The following is a 17790-nucleotide window of genomic DNA, read 5'->3' as shown; positions in this document are numbered from 1 at the left end:
TGGGCGGGAATTTAAAGCCCCGAGCCGGTCATGAGCCGATCAATTTCGAACACTTATTCAATTCCCCAGGCTTCCGGGATTCCCGGGTGTGTGCGGCGTCTTCTGGGAGCGTGCCCGCTGCCAGCGGCTCAGCAACCCGTCGGGAACCTCTTCCGCGGTGAGTGCGAAGACGAGGTGGTCGCGCCAGGCGCCGTCGATGTGGAGATAACGCGGCCGAAGGCCCTCCTCGCGGAATCCGAGTTTCTCCACGACCCGGCGGCTGGGCCCGTTCTCGGGACGAATGCAGACCTCGATGCGGTGCAGACCGACGGTGCGGAAACAGTGGTCCACGACGAGCGCCACGGATGTCGGCATCACGCCGCGGCCGGCCACCGACTCGTCCACCCAGTAGCCGATGTGCCCCGAACACATGGAGCCCCAGGTGATCCCGGCGACCGTCAACTGCCCGACCAGACGCCCCTGGTACTCGATGACGAAGGGCAGCATCCGGCCCGAGTTCGCCTCGGACCGAAGATGCCGGACCATCTGGCGGTAGGTCGGCCGGTGCGCGATCGGCCCGCTGGGCGTGGGCGGCGGAATGGTCGCCTCCCAGGGGCGCAGCCAGTCCCGGTTGCGCCGGTTGACCTCGCGCCAGGCCCGCTGGTCGCGCAGCTTTATCGGCCGGAGGACGACATCGCCGTCCGCCAGCACGACGGGCCAGGATGGGCTGTTCAGCTCGCACCCCCACTGGTGGCGCCGGGTCTGGGGTGGTCGCCGCCGCGGATCTGGTCGACGGCGTGGACCAGGAGGGGTTCCAGGACGGCCAGTCCGTCCTTCACCCCGCCCGTGGAACCCGGCAGGTTGACGATCAGCGTGCCCCCCGCCACTCCGGCCAGGCCCCGGGAGAGCGCGGCGGTCGGCACCTTCTCCCGTCCGAACGCCCTGATGGCCTCCGCAATGCCCGGCACTTCGTAGTCGATCACCTTGCGCGTGGCCTCGGGCGTACGGTCGGTGGGCGAGATGCCGGTGCCGCCGGTCGTGACGATGACGTCGAAGCCCGCCTCGGCACCCGCCCGCAGTACGGCCTCCACGGGGTCGCCGTCGGGTACGACCTGCGGCCCGTCGACGGCGAACCCGAAGCCTTCGAGGCCGGCGGCGATCAAGGGGCCGCCCTTGTCCTCGTAGACCCCGGCGGCGGCGCGGTTGGAGGCGGTCACGACCAGCGCGCTGTACGGCGCGAGCAGCGCACCGCCGATGGACGCGTCGAGTGTCATGCCCGACTCCAGTCGCCCGACTTGCCGCCCGTCTTCTCCTCCACGCGTACGTCCGTGATGACCGCTCCCTTGTCGACCGCCTTGACCATGTCGATCACGGTGAGCGCGGCGACGGAGACCGCGGTGAGGGCCTCCATCTCGACGCCCGTGCGGTCCGTGGTCTTCACGGTGGCGAGGATCTCCACCGCGTCGTCCGCGACCGCCAGATCCAGTTTCACACCGGACACCGACAACGGGTGACAGAGCGGGATGAGGTCCGGGGTGCGCTTGGCGCCCATGATGCCCGCGATGCGCGCGGTGGCGAGGGCGTCGCCCTTCGGGACCCCCTCGCCGCGCAGCAGCTCGACCACGCGCGGCGAGACGAGAACGCGGCCGCTGGCGCGGGCGGTGCGCGCGGTCACGTCCTTCTCGGAGACGTCGACCATGCGGGCCGCGCCCGCTTCGTCGATGTGCGTCAGTCGGTCCTGCGCAGGGGGTCCGGGGGTCTTCCCCCGGGAAGGAACAGTCATGCTGTGTGGCGCTCCCGGTCCGGGCCCGTCGCGGTGCGGCGCGTGGGCCTGTTGTGCGCGACACGGTACCGCCAAGTCGGCGCAAACAGCGGACCAGGACTGCCCCATGGACCGGCACGGGCGCGTGACTCAGCCGAGCAGGACGACCTCGACCTCGGTGCCGGGCTCGACGGACTCCACGTCCTCGGGCACGACGATCAGCGCGTCGGCCTGTGCGAGGGCCGCGACCAGGTGCGATCCGGCGCCCCCGACCGGGGTCACCGAACCGTCGGCGTACGACCCCCGCAGGAACTGTCTGCGGCCCTTCGGCGAGGTCAGCGCCTTGCTCGCGGTGAGGGTCGCGCGCGTGCGCGGCCGGTGGACGTCGTCGAGTCCCATGAGGGTGCGGATCGCGGGGCGGACGAACAGCTCGAAGGAGACGTACGACGACACCGGGTTGCCCGGGAGCGCGAGCAGCGGGGTGTGGTCGGGGCCGATGGAGCCGAAGCCCTGGGGCTTGCCGGGCTGCATGGCGAGCTTGCGGAAATCGATGCCGCTGCCCGCCTCGTCCTCGTCGCCGACGTGCGAGAGGGCCTCCTTGACGACGTCGTACGCCCCGACGCTCACACCGCCGGTGGTGACCATGAGGTCGGCGCGGACGAGCTGGTCCTCGATGGTGTTGCGGAGGGTCTCGGCGTCGTCGGCGACGGCGCCCACGCGGTAGGCGATGGCGCCTGCGTCGCGGGCGGCGGCGGTGAGGGCGAAGCTGTTGGAGTCGTAGATCTGGCCGCTGCGCAGTTCCTCGTCGGGCTGGACGAGTTCGCTGCCGGTGGACATGACGACCACGCGCGGGCGCGGGCGTACCCGTACCGTGCCGCGGCCGATCGCGGCGAGCAGGGCGATCTGCGGCGGTCCGAGGACCGTGCCGGCCTCGAGGGCGCGGTCCCCGGCCTTCACGTCGCTGCCCTTCGCGCGTACGTGCGCGCGTGCCTCCGCCGGGCGGTACACGTGCACGTGCCCCTCGGCGCCCTCGGGGGCCAGGGCCCGGGCGCGCATCCCGGTCGCCGGGCCCTCGCCGAGGCCTCCGTCGGTCCACTCGACGGGGACGACGGTCTCGGCGCCGGGCGGCAGCGGGGCGCCGGTCATGATGCGGGCGGCCTGGCCGGGGCCCACGTGGAGCAGGTCGGCCTGGCCCGCCGCGACGTCCCCGACGACGTCCAGGACGGCGGGGAACTCCTCGCTCGCGCCCGCGACATCCGCGACCCGTACCGCGTACCCGTCCATGGAGCTGTTGTCGAAGGGCGGCAGCGACACCGGCACCGTGACGTCCTCGACCAGGACACAGCCCTGTGCGTCGAGGAGCTGCAGCTCGATGGGTTCCAGGGGGCGGACGGTCGTGAGGATGTCCTCCAGGTGTTCGTCCACCGACCAGAGGTGGTCCTGGCCGGTGGTGCGGGGCGCGGCGCTGCTCAACGTTGCTACATCTCCTCGGCTACGTAACTGCGAAGCCAGGTCCGGAAGTCCGGGCCCAGGTCTTCACGTTCGCACGCGAGTCTGACAATGGCACGCAGATAGTCGCCGCGGTCGCCGGTGTCATAGCGGCGGCCCTTGAAGACGACGCCGTGCACCGGGCCGCCGACCTTCTCGTCCTGCGAGAGCTGCTGGAGGGCGTCGGTCAGCTGGATCTCGTTGCCGCGGCCCGGCTCGGTCTTGCGCAGTATCTCGAAGATGTGCGGGTCGAGGACGTAGCGGCCGATGATCGCGTAGTTCGACGGGGCGTCCGCCGCGGCCGGCTTCTCGACCAGGTCGTGCACCTTGACGACGTCGCTGTCCTCGGTGGGGTCGACCGCCGCGCAGCCGTAGAGGTGGATCTGCTCCGGCGCGACCTCCATGAGCGCGATGACGCTGCCGCCGCGCTGCTCCTGGACCTCGACCATGCGCGCGAGCAGCGGGTCGCGCGGGTCGATCAGGTCGTCGCCGAGCAGGACGGCGAAGGGCTCGTTGCCCACGTGCGGGGCCGCGCACAGCACCGCGTGGCCGAGGCCCCTGGGGTCGCCCTGGCGCACGTAGTGCATGGTGGCGAGGTCGCTGGACTCCTGGACCTTGGCGAGGCGGCCGGCGTCGCCCTTCTTCTGCAGGGCCGACTCAAGCTCGTAGTTGCGGTCGAAGTGGTCCTCGAGAGGGCGCTTGTTGCGACCCGTGATCATGAGGACGTCGTCGAGACCCGCGGACACGGCCTCCTCGACCACGTACTGGATCGCCGGCTTGTCGACGACCGGCAGCATCTCCTTGGGAGTGGCTTTGGTGGCCGGCAGGAACCGGGTGCCGAGGCCGGCTGCGGGAATGACAGCCTTGCTGATCCTGGGGTGAGACTGAGTCATGGCCGCAACCTTATCCGGTGCCTTTGCAAGGAATCTGTGGCTCCGGTTAATTGGCTCTCATATGAGCACATTAGGAAGGGTACGGGTGCGACCAGTGAGTCACATCGGACGTGAGGCCGAGCCTGACAAGCGAATGTTGCGGCGAGAGTTCCTCGCGGTGAGAAACAGATTGACGGCGGATGACGTGCGGGAAGCCGCCTCCGCGCTGGCCGGGCGCGCGCTGGAGCTGCCCGAACTGGCGCATGCGCGCACGGTGGCGGCGTACGTCTCCGTGGGGAGCGAGCCCGGGACGCTCGCGCTGCTGGACGCGCTGCGTGCGCGGGGCGTGCGGGTACTGCTCCCGGCTCTGCTGCCCGACAACGACCTGGACTGGGGCGCCTACGCCGGTGAGGGCTCCCTCGCGCGCGTCCAACACGGCGGAAAAATGGCGCTGTTCGAGCCGTCCGGCGAGCGCCTCGGCCCGGACGCCGTGACCGGGGCCGACGTCGTGCTGCTGCCCGGGCTGGCGGTCGACGCGCGCGGGATGCGGCTGGGGCGGGGCGGAGGGTCGTACGACCGCGTCCTGGCGCGTCTGGAGCGTGCGGAAGTACATCCCGCGCTGGTGGTGCTGCTGTACGACTCGGAGGTCGTCGAGCGCGTCCCGGAGGAGACGCACGACCGGCCGGTGCACGCGGTGGTGACGCCGTCGGGCGTGCGCCGCTTCGAGGGAGCCTGAGGCCCCTCTCCCTGAGGTCGCTCGCATGGAAAAGTGCCCTCCACGCGTGCGTGGAGGGCACTTTCGTCAACTCGCCTCAGCGGCTCAGGGCTTGAGCACCAGCGTGTCGCTCGTGTTCTTGTCGACGGCCTTGTCCGAGAAGCTCCAGTCGAGCAGTTCGCCCTTGGCCCACTTGCCCGTCTGGTCGGTGTAGTGGGCGCTGTAGGCGTGCCCGGAGGCTCCGGTGAGGTTGATCCACTTCGACTTGTCGAGATCGTCGAGGTTGACCACCATCCGCATCGACGGCACCCATACGACGCCGTAGCCGCCGGCGGCGTTCCAGCCCGTGGCGTTGACCGTCGCCTCGCCGCCGCTGAGCTTCCAGGGGCCGCGGTTGAGGACGTACTTCACGATGGCCGGGCCGTCGGTGCCGAGGGTCTGGTTCTTCAGGAACAGGCGGTGCAGCCGGCCCCAGCTCCAGGTGTCGATGTCCTTGCCGAGCTTGGCCGTCAGCTCCCAACGGGCGTCGATCATGGCGCGCAGGAACAGGTCGTCGCGGTTGTCGCTCGCGCCCGGCCGGGTGAGCGACTTGGGCGTGGTCCACCAGTCGCTCTTCGGGTCGTCCATGAGGTTGCGCACGACCTCGAACCAGCGGTCGCCGCCGTCCGGCTGCGCCTGGTCGGCGTCGCGCTCACCGCACTCGCGGACCTTGTTGGTCGCGTCCGCGGGCCCGGTGGTGGTGACGGGGTCGACCCACAGGCACTGGCCCTTGACGCGCAGCTCCTTGGGCAGCTTGTTGCCGAAGGCGAGCTTGAGGATGTTGCGCCAGACCGCGTTGAAGTAGGCGGCCGCGGCCGAGTCGGCGTCCTGGGTGTAGTCCCAGCCCTCCAGGAGCTCCTGCGCCTCGCGGACGTCCTCGTCCTTGATGTCGATCTTCAGCAGCTTGGGCACGAGCAGCTTGGCGATCTCGCTGCTGTTGTCCAGCTGCATCTGGCGCATGTCGTCCGTGGAGACCTTGCCGCCGCCCTTGATCTTCGACTCGATCAGGTCGGTGATGCGCTGGCTGCGGGTGCCGTAAGCCCAGTCCGTGGTGAGCGTGTAGGGGTAGTCCTTGTCGACCACGGCCTGGTTGGCGGTGACGATGTAGCCGCGCTCCGGGTTGTACTCGTAGGGCAGTGCGCCCTTGGGGATGTATCCGGTCCACTTGTAGCTGGAGTCCCAGCCCGGCGCGGGGATCGAGCCGTTGTCCTTCTTCGCGCGCGTGGGGATCTTCCCGGGCAGCGTGTAGCCGATGTTGGTCTTGTCGGCGTAGACCAGGTTCTGCGAGGGGACGTCGAACAGGGTGGCCGCGGAGCGGAAGTCGCTCCAGTTCGAGGCCCGGTCCATGGCGAAGACGGCGTCCATGGAGGTGCCGGGGTCGAGTGCGGTCCAGCGCAGCGCGATGCCGTAGCCGTCGCCGCGGTCGGGGGCGGCGGTGTCGACGGTGGCCTTCTTGCCGACCTTCACCAGCTCGTCGTCGCGGTCGGACAGCAGGGGCATCCCGTCGGCGGTCTGGCGGACGACGATCTTCTTGGACGCGCCGCCGGCGACCTTGATGGTCTCCTCGCGGGTCTTGAAGGGCTTCACCGTGCCGTCGTACAGGTAGCCGTCGCCGCTGAGCTTCTCCAGGTAGAGGTCGGTGACGTCGACGCCGGAGTTGGTCATGCCCCAGGCGATGTTCTGGTTGTGGCCGATGACCACGCCGGGCATGCCCGCGAAGGTGTAACCGGTGACGTCGTACTGGCACTTGCTGGAGACGGTGCGGCAGTGCAGGCCCATCTGGTACCAGACGGACGGCAGCGAGGCCGACAGGTGCGGGTCGTTGGCCAGCAGCGGGTGGCCGGTGATGGTGTGGCTTCCCGCGACCACCCAGGAGTTGGACCCGATGCCCTGGCCGTTCACGCCGACGGCCGTCGGGACGTTGTCCAGGACCTTGTAGAGGCCCGACAGCTGGCTCTGCAGGGCCGAGCTCGCCGACGACGTCGACGTGCCCGTGGAGGAGCTTGTGGACGTGCCGCCGGTGGACGTATTGCCGTTCTGCTCGAACGTCTTGGTGAGCTCGTTGTACTGGCCCTCCTGGACGATCGTCTTGTTGCGGCTGTACGGGTAGTCCGGGTACAGGTCGGCGATCTGCTTTGGCCCGAGACGGCTGGTCATCAGGGCACGGTCGATCTCGTCCTGCATGTTGCCGCGCAGGTCCCAGGCCATCGCCTTCAGCCACGAGACCGAGTCGACCGGGGTCCACTTCGCGGGCTTGTAGTCGTTGACGAAGCCCAGGGCGGCGTACTCCAGGGAGATGTCCTTGCCGCCCTTGCCCTGCAGGTAGGCGTTGACTCCCTTGGCGTACGCCTGGAGGTACTTCTTGGTGGAGGCCGACAACTTGGTGTCGTACTCCTTCTCGGCGACGCGGTCCCAGCCCAGGGTGCGCAGGAACTCGTCGTTCTTGACCTGGCCCTTGCCGAACATCTCCGACAGGCGCCCGGAGGTCATGTGCCGGCGCACGTCCATCTCGTAGAACCGGTCCTGTGCCTGGACGTAGCCCTGCGCCATGAACAGGTCCTCGTCGGAGGAGGCGTAGATCTGCGGGATGCCGTAGCCGTCGCGCTTGACGTCGACGGGTCCTGACAGGCCGTCGAGGGTGATCGAGCCCTTCGTCTGCGGGAACGAGGCACGGACGGTGCTGATGGACCAGTACGCCCCGTAGGCGATGCCGCCGATGATGGCCAGGACCAGTACCAGCACGACCAATCGGGCTTTGCGCCCCTTCTTCCTGCCGGACTTGCCGGGCTTGTCACCCGTTGTGGCGGTGGTGTTGGGGGGCATCGCTGTCCTTGCTGTCCTAACGCGAGCGGCAGGCGGTCCTGGAGTGCTGGAGCAACCATAGGCGCAGGGCCTGGAGGGCCTTGACGCGGAGTCGGGAACCAGCGCGGACGGGCGTTCGATCTTGCCTCCCGAAGCGTCAAGAAATCGTCAAGAGTTAGGTAAGGTAACGAAGTACTTGGGTGCGGAGTTCCATGACTTCGTGTCCTATGTACGTGAGCTCCCGCGCGGGATGCGTGTGAGCCAGGGAAGGGAACGGCCGCTGACTGTCCACCATCTCAACCAGCTTCTGCTCGTCTGCTCGATCGTCCTGCTCGTCGCCGTGGCAGCGGTCCGGATCTCCTCGCGCAGCGGGCTCCCCAGCCTGCTCGTGTACCTGGGGATCGGGGTCCTCATGGGCCAGGACGGGATCGGCAACATCCACTTCAACAACGCCGAGATGACCCAGGTCATCGGATACGCGGCCCTGGTCGTGATCCTGGCCGAAGGTGGCCTCGGCACGAAGTGGAAGGAGATCAGGCCGGCCCTGCCGGCCGCCTCCGCGCTGGCGACGGTCGGCGTCGCGGTGAGCGTCGGGGTCACGGCGTCGGCCGCGCACTTTCTGATCGGGCTGGAGTGGCGGCAGGCGCTGATCGTCGGGGCGGTCGTCTCCTCGACGGACGCGGCGGCGGTCTTCTCGGTACTGCGGAAAATCCCCCTCCCCGCGCGCGTGACGGGCACTTTGGAGGCCGAGTCCGGCTTCAACGACGCCCCCGTGGTCATCCTGGTGGTCGCCTTCTCCACGGCCGGTCCCGTCGAGCACTGGTATGCGCTGCTGGGCGAGATAGCCCTGGAGCTCGCCATCGGCGCGGCCATCGGTCTCGCGGTGGGCTGGCTCGGCTCCTGGGGCCTCAGGCACGTGGCGCTGCCCGCCTCCGGCCTCTATCCGATCGCCGTCATGGCCATCGCCCTCACGGCGTACGCGGGGGGCGCGCTGGCGCACGGCAGTGGCTTCCTGGGCGTCTACCTCGCCTCGATGGTGATGGGCAACGCCAAGCTCCCGCACTGGCCCGCCACGCGCGGGTTCGCCGACGGGCTCGGCTGGATCGCCCAGATCGGCATGTTCGTCCTGCTCGGCCTGCTGGTCACCCCGCACGAGCTCGGCGACGACGTGTGGCCCGCGCTCGTCATCGGCCTGGCGCTCACCATGGTGGCGCGCCCGCTGAGCGTGGTGCTGTGCCTGGTGCCGTTCCGGGTCCCGTGGCAGGAGCAGACCCTGATGTCCTGGGCCGGGCTGCGCGGCGCGGTCCCCATCATCCTGGCGACCATCCCGATGGTGGAGGGCGTCGACGCCAGCCGCCGCATCTTCAACATCGTCTTCGTCCTGGTCGTCGTCTACACCCTGATCCAGGGACCGACGCTGCCGTGGCTCGCCCGCATGCTGCGCCTGGGCGAGGACGCCGAGGCCGCCGACCTCGGCATCGAGTCCGCCCCGCTGGAGCGGCTGCGCGGACACCTGCTGTCCGTCGCGATCCCCGAGGGCTCGAAGATGCACGGCGTCGAGGTCAACGAGCTGCGGCTGCCGGCCGGCGCCGCCGTCACCCTGGTCGTGCGCGACGGAAAATCGTTTGTTCCGCTGCCCACCACGGTGCTGCGACACAGCGACGAACTGCTCGTCGTCGCCACGGATCCGGTGCGGGACGCCGCGGAGAAGCGGCTGCGCGCGGTGGGCCACGGAGGCAAGCTGGCCGGGTGGCTCGGGACGAACGGGGCGGGCGCGGGGCTCTGAGGGGTGCGGCGCTCGGCAGTGGGCGTTAACAGCAGGTTTCGTACGCTTCACACCTTTAGCAATCACAGGTGAACGCACCTCATGGTGCTCGTTTTCACAGGCGCATCGGGTGTTGATCCCTGTACGATGAAGGCGCACCTAGATCGAACCAACTCTGCCTGACGCAGAGCTGGCGCGACCGCATGGCGGCCGGAACGTCCTTCGCAGTGGGCCCCGGTATCTACCGCAGTTCCGCGCAAGAGGACAGCTCTCGGCGCCCCCGCACGGGCGCGCTACCAGGCGGCAGAAAGGCACGGGCCGTGGCATCCACGGTCACCTCCCGCCCGGGTTACGGACAGCTGCTGCGCACGCGCGGCGCCTGGACGTTCCTACTCCCCGGCTTCGCGGCACGCCAGCCGTTCGCGATGCTCACCATCTCCATCGTGCTGCTGGTGCAGCACACCACCGGCTCATACGGCGCGGCGGGCGCCGCGGCGGCCGTCACCGGCGTCTCCATGGCGCTGTTCGCGCCCTACAGCGGCCGTCTCGCCGACCGCTACGGGCAGCGCGCGGTCCTGATCCCCGGCGTGCTGTTGCACACCCTGTCGGGCCTGACCCTGACTTCGCTCGCGTTGGCCCACGCACCCCTGTGGGCACTGTTCGCGGCGGCCGTGCCGACCGGCGCCTCGGTGCCGCAGGTAGGGCCCATGGTGCGCGCCCGCTGGGGCGTGAAGCTCCAGGGCTCGCCCCTGATGACCACCGCTGCCGCCTTCGAGTCCGTCACCGACGAGCTGACCTTCGTCTTCGGCCCGCTGCTGGCCACCGCCCTGTGCACGACGGTCGCCCCGGCCGCGGGCCTGCTCACGGAGGCCGCGCTCACCCTGCTCGGCGGACTGCTGTTCGCGGCGCAGAAGAGCACGCAGCCCGCGATCGCCGTCGCCGTCGCCGGGCACGCACGCGTGGAGCGCGCTTCCGCTCTTCACGTCCCCGGTGTGCGCGTGCTGATCGTGGCCTTCCTCGGCATCGGCTCCGTCTTCGGCGGCATGCAGGTGTCGCTGGCCGCGTTCACCGAGTCGATCGGCGAGCCCGGCCTGAACGGTGTCCTCTACGGCGTCTTCGCCGCGGGCAACATGCTCTCCGGGATCGTCTTCGGCGCCGTCGCATGGAAGACGGCACCGCAGCGGCGCCTGGTCGTGGGCTACGGCGCGCTCGCACTGGTGGCCTCCGGACTGTGGGCCGCGCACTCGGTGCTCGTCCTGGCCGGTCTCGGCCTCCTCGTCGGCATGTGCATCGCGCCCGCACTGATCACCGGCTACACGCTGGTCGAGAGCCTGGTCCCGGCCGGCGCCCGCACCGAGGCCTTCACCTGGCTGACCGGCGCGGTGGCGCTGGGCCAGGCGGCCGCCGTCACCATCGCCGGACAGCTCGAGGACCGCTTCTGGGGCGGCGCCGGATTCCTGGTGCCGATGGGCGGCACGGTGCTCGCCGCGGTGACCCTGGTGGCACTCCGTTCACGCCTGGTGGCACGGCCGCGCAGCAGGACCGTCGCACGTGGCGTCGGTCACCGAGTGCCGGTGACGGTGGACTGATCCTCGGGAATACGTCACTATGGACCATCGTTAGCACTCATTGAGTGAGAGTGCCAGGAGGAAGACAGTGCCCACCTACCAGTACCAGTGCACCGAGTGCGGCGAGGGCCTCGAGGCGGTGCAGAAGTTCACCGACGACGCCCTGACCGAGTGCCCCAACTGCGGTGGCCGCCTGAAGAAGGTGTTCTCCGCGGTCGGCATTGTCTTCAAGGGCTCCGGCTTCTACCGCAACGACAGCCGCGGCTCCTCTTCGAGCAGCTCGCCGGCGTCGTCGTCGAAGTCGTCGACGTCCACCTCGTCGGACTCCTCGTCGTCTTCGAAGTCCTCGGACTCGAAGTCGTCGAGCACCGGCACCTCCTCCAGCAGCAGCTCCGCCGCGTAGGACTCGCTCACGGGACCCTGTCGTCGTACGACGGCAGGGTCTTCGGTGTTTCCGGAGCCCCTCTCGGCGCGCTGCCGGGGCCGGATACTGTGCGGCCATGGCGAACGCAGAGATCGGTGTAATCGGCGGCTCGGGCTTCTACTCGTTCCTCCAGGACGTGACCGAGGTCCAGGTGGACACCCCGTACGGCCCGCCCAGCGACTCCCTGTTCTTCGGCGAGATCGCGGGACGGCGGGTCGCCTTCCTGCCCCGCCACGGACGCGGCCACCATCTGCCGCCGCACCGGATCAACTACCGGGCCAATCTGTGGGCGCTGCGGTCGGTCGGCGTACGCCAGGTGCTCGGCCCGTGCGCGGTGGGCGGTCTGCGTCCCGAGTACGGGCCGGGCACGCTGCTCGTGCCGGACCAGCTCGTCGACCGTACGAAGTCCCGGGTGGGGACGTACTTCGACGGGCTGCCGCTGCCCGGCGGGAACATCCCCAACGTGGTGCATGTGTCCCTGGCCGACCCCTACTGCCCCGTCGGGCGGGCGGCCGCGCTGAAGGCCGCGCGCGGCCGGGACTGGGAGCCGGTGGACGGCGGCACGCTGGTCGTGGTCGAGGGGCCCCGCTTCTCGACCCGTGCGGAATCGTTGTGGCACCAGGCGCAGGGCTGGTCGGTGGTCGGCATGACCGGCCACCCGGAGGCGGCGCTCGCCCGTGAACTGGAGCTCTGCTACGCGTCGTTGACCCTGGTCACCGACCTCGACGCGGGCGCCGAGACCGGCGAGGGCGTCTCGCACGACGACGTGCTGCAGGTGTTCGCGGCGAACGTGGACCGGCTGCGGGGCGTGCTGTTCGACGCGGTGGCCGCGCTGCCGGCGAACGAGGACAGGGACTGCCTGTGCACGAAGGCGCTGGGCGGGATGGATCCGGGGTTCAAGCTGCCGTGACGTGGTGACGGGACGGATGCCGAGGGGGCGGAACTTCCCGTTCGGGTGAGGGAGTTGTCCACAACCCGTCCGTCATCCACCGGCCTCGGCGGGCTGCGGCGAAAAGCCTCATCGTGGCCTTGCGAGCCCGTCGTGGGCTTGCGGGCCGACAGCCCGTCTCCTCGTCGCAGGTGGTGATCCGCATGTCCCTGTCCGCTCCGCCGCTGTTCCCCTCCCCTTCTTCTCCGCGCCCGCCCCGCACCGATGCCCCCGCCCCGTGCGAGGTCCCGCACTTCGCGCCGGTGCGGGTGCGCGGCGGGCGCTTTCAACTGCAGCGGCTCGTACGGCACCGGAGGCGGGCCCTGGCGGTCGGTCTCGCTGTGACCGCGGCCGCGCTGGTGGCGGCGGGCCCCCGGGACGCCGACCGGGCGCGGGGGCATCCGGTGGCGGATCCGGTACGAAAGCACCGTGCCGTCGAGCTGGTGTCCGCGCCGGTGCGGATCGCCGACGGGGCCACGGTACGGCTGCTGAGGCCCGGTGACCGGGTGGACGTCATCGCCGCCCAGGAGACGGCGACGGGAGGCGATGCCCGCGTGGTCGCGCACGGGGCGCGGGTGACGAAGGTGCCGGAACCATTGGAGAGTGCGGCCGACAGCGGGGCGCTGGTGGTGCTCTCGGTGCCTCGTACGGCTGCGGCGCGGCTGGCCGGCGCGGGCGCGACGGCACGGTTGGCGGTGACGCTTTGCTGAGCCTCGTACCGTCAAGTTCCCCGTTCGTGCTCCCCAATTGGACAGAGCAGGCTCGTGTTGACGTAGGTTGCGGAGCTGTTTGTTCCACAACCTGTGCGTGCGAGAAGAGGCCCCGAGGTGAGCGAGAAGAAGGAACCGAGTATCTGGCAGGGCTTCAAGGCCTTCCTGATGCGCGGCAACGTCGTCGATCTGGCGGTGGCGGTGGTCATCGGCGCCGCCTTCACCAACATCGTGAACTCGCTGGTGAAGGGGATCATCAACCCGCTGGTCGGGGCGATCGGTACCCAGAACCTCGACCAGTACAGCTCGTGCCTGAGCGAGACGTGCAAGGGCGACCACGGGATTCAGCTCCTGTGGGGCTCGGTCCTCGGCGCCACCCTCACCTTCGTGATCACCGCAGCCGTCGTCTACTTCCTGATGGTGCTGCCCATGTCGAAGTACCTGGCGCGCCAGGAGGCCCGCCGGAAGGCGCGGGAGAGCACGCACGAGGTGATCGAGGTGACGGAGCTGGAGGTGCTCAAGGAGATCCGCGACGCCCTCGTGGCGCAGCGCGGGTCCGGGCACGACGAGCGGTAGCGGTCGCCGTCCGCTGCGTCGGGCCGGCGGTTCAGAGGTGGTGGGGCGGCTTCTCGTCGAGGAAGCGCTTCAGGTCGGCCGCGGAGTCGCCGTCGGAGCCCGGTCGCTCGCCCCAGCCGCGGTCGGTGTCGTCCGAGGTCTGCTGGTCCAGCGGGTCGTCGAAGATCAGCGCGGGCTTCGGGGCGCGCGGCTCGGGGGCGGGGGCGGAGGTCATGCGTCCAGGGTACGGCCAGGGGGGTGCGGGGCAGGCGGGTCGCGCCGGTGACTCGCACCGCATGCAGGCGGTGCGCCGCGAGAGCGGAGCGTGGGTGTCTGCAAGAGACCTGTTGTCGCCTGCAAAAGAATTCCCGCGGGTTATCTGCTGTTCTTGGATCCATGACGACCAGCTCGACTCCGCCTCCCGCGTCCTCCGGCAGACCGGCGGGCCAAAGACCGCTGCGCAGGCTCACGGCCCGGGGCCGCGACGAGGCGCACCGTGTCGCCTCGCCGCTCGAGCTCTTCTTCGACCTGTGCTTCGTCGTGGCCATCGCCCAGGCGGGCGTCCAGCTGGTGCACGCCGTCGCCGAGGGGCACGCCGGCACGGGGATCCTCAACTACGGGATGGTGTTCTTCTCCATCTGGTGGGCGTGGATGAACTTCACCTGGTTCGCCTCGGCGTACGACAACGACGACGTGCTCTACCGGGTCGTCACGCTGGTCCAGATCGCCGGGGTGCTCGTGCTGGCGGCCGGGATCTCGCAGGCGTTCGACGAGCACGACTTCCTGGTCGTCTGGCTGGGCTACGTGATCATGCGGGTCGCCATGACGGCGCAGTGGCTGCGCGCGGCACGGTCGACCGAGGGCGCCGAGAGAACGATGGCGCTGCGGTACGCAGCAGGCGTGTCACTGTGCATGGTCGGCTGGCTGGGGCTTGTGCTGCTGCCGGAGGGCGCCCGGCCGTGGGTCTTCCTGGTGATGGCGGTCCTGGAGATGTGCGTACCGCCGTACGCGGAGAAGGACCATCCCACCTCCTGGCACCCGCACCACATCTCCGAGCGGTACGGGCTGTTCACGATCATCGTGCTCGGCGAGACCATCGCGGCGGCCACCGTCGCCGTGAAGTCGGGCGTCGACGAGAACGACGCCCTGGGCGACCTGCTGCCGATCGCGGCGGGTGGGCTGCTGATCATCTTCGCCGCCTGGTGGATCTATTTCGTGGTGCCGATCCACGGCCATCTGCGCTCCAACCGGCAGGCCTTCCTGTGGGGTTACGGCCACTACCTGATCTTCGCCTCGGCGGCCGCGATCGGGGCGGGGCTGGAGGTGGCCGTGGAGCAGGCGGTCGGCAAGGCGCACATCTCCACGCTGGCCGCGTCGGCCGCGGTGACCCTGCCTACGGCACTGTTCCTGCTCACGGTCTGGGTGCTGCACTCCCGCTTCTACAAGGTGGGCATCGCTCAGCAACTGGTGCTGCCGACCACGGCGTTGCTGGTGATCGTCTGCACGTTCCTCGGCGACTGGGCGGTGTTCGCGGCGGGCATCGTGTCGGCGCTGGCGGTGGCGACGGGCACGACACTGACGGCGCGCATGGTCGCCCGGGAGCGCGGGGCGAGCGGGTCGAGCGGGGAGCGCGCGACGAGTCCGGTCGCCTGACCGAGGCGCTCGCGCGGCGGGCCGGGCGAGACTGGGGGCATGACAACTGACGCATTGACCGACGTCACCGGAGTGCGGGTGGGGCACGCGACGCGCACCGGCAGCGGCTGGCTCACCGGCACCACGGTCGTCCTCGCACCGGAAGGCGGCGCCGTCGCCGCCGTGGATGTGCGCGGCGGCGGTCCCGGCACCAAGGAGACCGACGCCCTGGACCCGCGCAACCTCGTGCAGAAGGTCGAGGCGATCGTGCTGACCGGCGGCAGCGCGTACGGGCTCGACGCGGCGTCCGGGGTGATGGCCTGGCTGGAGGAGCAGGGGCGCGGGGTGCGCGTCGGTCAGGACCCGACGCACGTCGTGCCGGTGGTGCCCGCCGCCTGCGTCTTCGACCTCGGGCGGGGCGGTGACTTCCGGGCACGGCCCGATGCGGCCACCGGCCGGGCCGCGGTCGAGGCGGCCGCGGCGAGCGCGGTCGGGGCACGGGTGCGGGAGGGCTGCGTGGGCGCCGGCACGGGAGCCGCTGTGGGGCCGATGAAGGGCGGAGTCGGCACCGCGAGCACGGTTCTCGACTCGGGGATCACGGTGGCCGCGCTGGTGGTGGCCAACGGGGTGGGGTCGGTGATGGATCCGGAAACGGGGGCTCTGTACGGGGAGTTGTTCCAAGGGCGGGTGACATACCCGGAGGCGCAGGTGCACGAGGCCGCTCGCCGGCGCCTCACCGAGACCGCGGCGAAGAACACGCGCCCGCTGCTGAACACCACGCTCGCCGTGGTCGCCACCGACGCGGACCTGTCGAAGGCACAGGCGCAGAAGGTGGCCGGTACGGCGCACGACGGCATCGCGCGCGCCGTGCGGCCGGTGCACATGCTCAACGACGGCGACACGGTGTTCGCGCTGGCCACCGGAGCACGGCAGCTCGACGCCGAGCACCCCCTCGCACTGAACGAGATCCTCGAGGCGGGCGCGGACCTGGTGACCCGCGCGATCGTGCGCGCGGTGCGCGCCGCCGAGCCGGTGGACGGGCCGGGCGGGGCGTGGCCGTCGTACGAGGAGATGTACGGGCGCAGGTGACAGAGGAGTTGTACTGGCCCAGGTAACAACCGAGCTGCATCCGTGGACGATTGTCCCGGTTCTGTCACGTGATCGCGTTCATGAGGGACGCAGGGAACCTCGCGGGCCGTCCCGTCCCTCTTTCCCCACGCACTGGAACGGACCACGCACATCACACGAACCTGGAGCAGCACGTGACAACGCCGGACATAGCAGCGCGGCGCGCACTGGGGGCCTGTGCCGCCCTGATGGTCGGCGCCCTCACCCTGACCGCCTGCGGTGGCAACGCCAACGCCGACTCCACCACCGACGGCAAGGGCGGCAAGGGCTCGGCCAAGACGTCCACGGCGAAGATCGTCATTTCGGCGAAGGACGGCTCGACCGCCGCGTCGATCAACACGACCGGCGTGAAGGTCAGCGACGGCAAGCTGACCGACGTGAAGATGACCGTGGCGGGGACGGGACAGGCCGTACCGGGCTCGATATCGGCGAACGGCGGTGTCTGGAAGCCGAAGGAGCAGCTGGAGCGCGGGACGAAGTACCAGATCTCGGCGACCGCGAAGGACGCGAACGGCAAGACCGCCGCCGCCAACTCGATCTTCACGACCGTCACTTCGGCCAACAGCTTCATCGGGACGTACACGCCCGACAACGGCACCACGGTCGGCGTCGGGATGCCGGTGTCGTTCAACTTCGACAAGGTCATCAGCGACAAGAAGGCCGTGCAGTCGCACATCACCGTCACCTCCAGCAGCGGCCAGAAGGTGGTCGGGCACTGGTTCGGCTCGCAGCGGCTGGACTTCCGGCCCGAGGAGTACTGGAAGGCCGGCTCCAAGGTCACGATGAACATCGCCCTGGACGGCGTCCAGGGCGCGAACGGCGTCTACGGCGTGCAGAAGAAGACCGTCACGTTCACCATCGGCCGCTCGCAGGTCTCCACGGTCGACGTGAACACGCAGACCATGACGGTCGTGCGGGACGGCAAGACCTTCAAGTCGCTGCCGATCTCCTCGGGCGCACCGGACCACACGACGTACAACGGGCAGATGGTGATCTCCGAGAAGTTCGTGCAGACGCGCATGAACAGCCGGACGGTCGGCCTGGGCGGCGAGTACGACATCCCGGACGTGCCGCACGCGATGCGCCTGACGACCTCGGGCACCTTCCTCCACGGCAACTACTGGTACAACAAGGGCAATCCGCCCTTCGGTCGCACCGGCACCAGCCACGGCTGCGTGGGCCTCGCAGACGTCCAGGGTGCACAGGGCGCCACCAACGCCAAGTGGTTCTACGACAACTCGCTCATCGGCGACGTCGTGATCGTGAAGAACTCCCCCGACAAGACGGTCTCCCCCGACAACGGCCTGAACGGCTGGAACATGTCGTGGAGCGAGTGGACGGCGGGCAGCGCCGCCTGATCGTCTCAAGGGCTGCGTGAACAGCCAGTTCTGACAGTTCGTCGGGCCGTGTGGGAACATCTCAC

General features: G+C 69.8%; 17 protein-coding genes. 10 read left to right on the top strand and 7 right to left on the bottom strand.

Annotated features, from left to right (window positions below):
* Positions 1 to 57: 57 nt before the first annotated feature.
* From ACFY1L_RS24375 to galU, 5 genes are all read right to left on the bottom strand, one after another.
* On the bottom strand, positions 58 to 690 hold the full coding sequence (locus tag ACFY1L_RS24375) for a GNAT family protein (protein ID WP_361260199.1): 633 nt from the start codon (positions 688 to 690) through the stop codon (positions 58 to 60).
* A gap of 20 nt (positions 691 to 710) precedes the next feature.
* Positions 711 to 1253: a molybdenum cofactor biosynthesis protein B gene (locus tag ACFY1L_RS24370; RefSeq protein ID WP_388827957.1), complete on the bottom strand. Its 543-nt coding sequence runs from the start codon at positions 1251 to 1253 to the stop codon at positions 711 to 713.
* A complete protein-coding gene (gene moaC / locus ACFY1L_RS24365; RefSeq protein ID WP_388827954.1) occupies positions 1250 to 1762 on the bottom strand; it encodes a cyclic pyranopterin monophosphate synthase MoaC in 513 nt (170 codons plus the stop codon). Before moaC ends, ACFY1L_RS24370 begins: the two co-directional genes overlap by 4 nt.
* A 129-nt stretch (positions 1763 to 1891) precedes the next feature.
* Positions 1892 to 3214 (bottom strand): gephyrin-like molybdotransferase Glp, encoded by a 1323-nt coding sequence (gene glp / locus ACFY1L_RS24360; RefSeq protein ID WP_388827951.1) that lies wholly within the window; start codon positions 3212 to 3214, stop codon positions 1892 to 1894.
* Between the two features lie 5 nt (positions 3215 to 3219).
* Entirely contained in the window at positions 3220 to 4122 is a 903-nt protein-coding gene (galU, locus tag ACFY1L_RS24355; protein WP_388827948.1) for a UTP--glucose-1-phosphate uridylyltransferase GalU, read from the bottom strand.
* A gap of 133 nt (positions 4123 to 4255) precedes the next feature.
* Between galU and ACFY1L_RS24350 the strand changes: the two genes are divergently transcribed.
* Positions 4256 to 4837, top strand: coding sequence for a 5-formyltetrahydrofolate cyclo-ligase (locus ACFY1L_RS24350; protein WP_388827946.1), 582 nt, complete (start codon positions 4256 to 4258; stop codon positions 4835 to 4837).
* An 84-nt stretch (positions 4838 to 4921) separates the two neighbouring features.
* Here ACFY1L_RS24350 and ACFY1L_RS24345 read toward each other — a convergent pair whose 3' ends face one another.
* The gene (locus ACFY1L_RS24345) at positions 4922 to 7678 is read right to left on the bottom strand and encodes a penicillin acylase family protein (protein ID WP_388827943.1); all 2757 of its coding nucleotides are present in this window, start codon (positions 7676 to 7678) and stop codon (positions 4922 to 4924) included.
* 229 nt (positions 7679 to 7907) lie between these two features.
* Between ACFY1L_RS24345 and ACFY1L_RS24340 the strand changes: the two genes are divergently transcribed.
* The 6 genes from ACFY1L_RS24340 (at position 7908) to mscL (ending at position 13628) form a co-directional block, all read left to right on the top strand.
* Positions 7908 to 9443, top strand: a complete 1536-nt coding sequence (locus tag ACFY1L_RS24340) for a potassium/proton antiporter (protein ID WP_388828402.1) — start codon at positions 7908 to 7910, stop codon at positions 9441 to 9443.
* A gap of 299 nt (positions 9444 to 9742) precedes the next feature.
* On the top strand, positions 9743 to 11011 hold the full coding sequence (locus ACFY1L_RS24335; protein ID WP_388827940.1) for an MFS transporter: 1269 nt from the start codon (positions 9743 to 9745) through the stop codon (positions 11009 to 11011).
* A gap of 67 nt (positions 11012 to 11078) precedes the next feature.
* Positions 11079 to 11393, top strand: coding sequence for an FmdB family zinc ribbon protein (locus tag ACFY1L_RS24330; RefSeq protein ID WP_388827937.1), 315 nt, complete (start codon positions 11079 to 11081; stop codon positions 11391 to 11393).
* Positions 11394 to 11490: 97 nt separating this feature from the next.
* Positions 11491 to 12324: an S-methyl-5'-thioadenosine phosphorylase gene (locus tag ACFY1L_RS24325; RefSeq protein ID WP_388827934.1), complete on the top strand. Its 834-nt coding sequence runs from the start codon at positions 11491 to 11493 to the stop codon at positions 12322 to 12324.
* A 182-nt stretch (positions 12325 to 12506) separates the two neighbouring features.
* Positions 12507 to 13052, top strand: coding sequence for a hypothetical protein (locus tag ACFY1L_RS24320; protein ID WP_388827931.1), 546 nt, complete (start codon positions 12507 to 12509; stop codon positions 13050 to 13052).
* A 117-nt stretch (positions 13053 to 13169) separates the two neighbouring features.
* Positions 13170 to 13628: a large conductance mechanosensitive channel protein MscL gene (gene mscL, locus ACFY1L_RS24315; RefSeq protein WP_388827928.1), complete on the top strand. Its 459-nt coding sequence runs from the start codon at positions 13170 to 13172 to the stop codon at positions 13626 to 13628.
* A gap of 31 nt (positions 13629 to 13659) precedes the next feature.
* Here the strand turns inward: mscL and ACFY1L_RS24310 are convergent, their stop codons facing one another.
* Positions 13660 to 13842, bottom strand: coding sequence for a hypothetical protein (locus ACFY1L_RS24310; RefSeq protein ID WP_361260175.1), 183 nt, complete (start codon positions 13840 to 13842; stop codon positions 13660 to 13662).
* Positions 13843 to 14003: 161 nt separating this feature from the next.
* Between ACFY1L_RS24310 and ACFY1L_RS24305 the strand changes: the two genes are divergently transcribed.
* The 3 genes from ACFY1L_RS24305 (at position 14004) to ACFY1L_RS24295 (ending at position 17725) form a co-directional block, all read left to right on the top strand.
* On the top strand, positions 14004 to 15260 hold the full coding sequence (locus ACFY1L_RS24305; RefSeq protein WP_388827925.1) for a low temperature requirement protein A: 1257 nt from the start codon (positions 14004 to 14006) through the stop codon (positions 15258 to 15260).
* A 39-nt stretch (positions 15261 to 15299) separates the two neighbouring features.
* Positions 15300 to 16328 (top strand): P1 family peptidase, encoded by a 1029-nt coding sequence (locus ACFY1L_RS24300; protein ID WP_388827922.1) that lies wholly within the window; start codon positions 15300 to 15302, stop codon positions 16326 to 16328.
* Positions 16329 to 16501: 173 nt separating this feature from the next.
* Positions 16502 to 17725: an Ig-like domain-containing protein gene (locus tag ACFY1L_RS24295; protein WP_388827919.1), complete on the top strand. Its 1224-nt coding sequence runs from the start codon at positions 16502 to 16504 to the stop codon at positions 17723 to 17725.
* Positions 17726 to 17790: the final 65 nt, after the last annotated feature.

This window comes from Streptomyces sp. NPDC001663, from assembly GCF_042893105.1.
Taxonomy (GTDB): Bacteria; Actinomycetota; Actinomycetes; order Streptomycetales; family Streptomycetaceae; genus Streptomyces.
The sequence above is the reverse complement of the archived record's forward strand: the minus strand, read 5'-3'. Positions and strand labels throughout refer to the sequence as shown.

What these genes read in the sequence shown, in the direction of transcription:
- ACFY1L_RS24320 (WP_388827931.1), top strand. Translation starts at nt 12,507, where the DNA reads ATGTCCCTGTCCGCTCCGCCGCTGTTCCCCTCCCCTTCTTCTCCGCGC.
- ACFY1L_RS24370 (WP_388827957.1), bottom strand. Translation starts at nt 1,253, where the DNA reads ATGACACTCGACGCGTCCATCGGCGGTGCGCTGCTCGCGCCGTACAGC.
- ACFY1L_RS24340 (WP_388828402.1), top strand. Translation starts at nt 7,908, where the DNA reads ATGCGTGTGAGCCAGGGAAGGGAACGGCCGCTGACTGTCCACCATCTC.
- ACFY1L_RS24325 (WP_388827934.1), top strand. Translation starts at nt 11,491, where the DNA reads ATGGCGAACGCAGAGATCGGTGTAATCGGCGGCTCGGGCTTCTACTCG.
- ACFY1L_RS24305 (WP_388827925.1), top strand. Translation starts at nt 14,004, where the DNA reads ATGACGACCAGCTCGACTCCGCCTCCCGCGTCCTCCGGCAGACCGGCG.
- ACFY1L_RS24350 (WP_388827946.1), top strand. Translation starts at nt 4,256, where the DNA reads ATGTTGCGGCGAGAGTTCCTCGCGGTGAGAAACAGATTGACGGCGGAT.
- moaC (WP_388827954.1), bottom strand. Translation starts at nt 1,762, where the DNA reads ATGACTGTTCCTTCCCGGGGGAAGACCCCCGGACCCCCTGCGCAGGAC.
- ACFY1L_RS24300 (WP_388827922.1), top strand. Translation starts at nt 15,300, where the DNA reads ATGACAACTGACGCATTGACCGACGTCACCGGAGTGCGGGTGGGGCAC.
- galU (WP_388827948.1), bottom strand. Translation starts at nt 4,122, where the DNA reads ATGACTCAGTCTCACCCCAGGATCAGCAAGGCTGTCATTCCCGCAGCC.
- ACFY1L_RS24345 (WP_388827943.1), bottom strand. Translation starts at nt 7,678, where the DNA reads ATGCCCCCCAACACCACCGCCACAACGGGTGACAAGCCCGGCAAGTCC.
- ACFY1L_RS24310 (WP_361260175.1), bottom strand. Translation starts at nt 13,842, where the DNA reads ATGACCTCCGCCCCCGCCCCCGAGCCGCGCGCCCCGAAGCCCGCGCTG.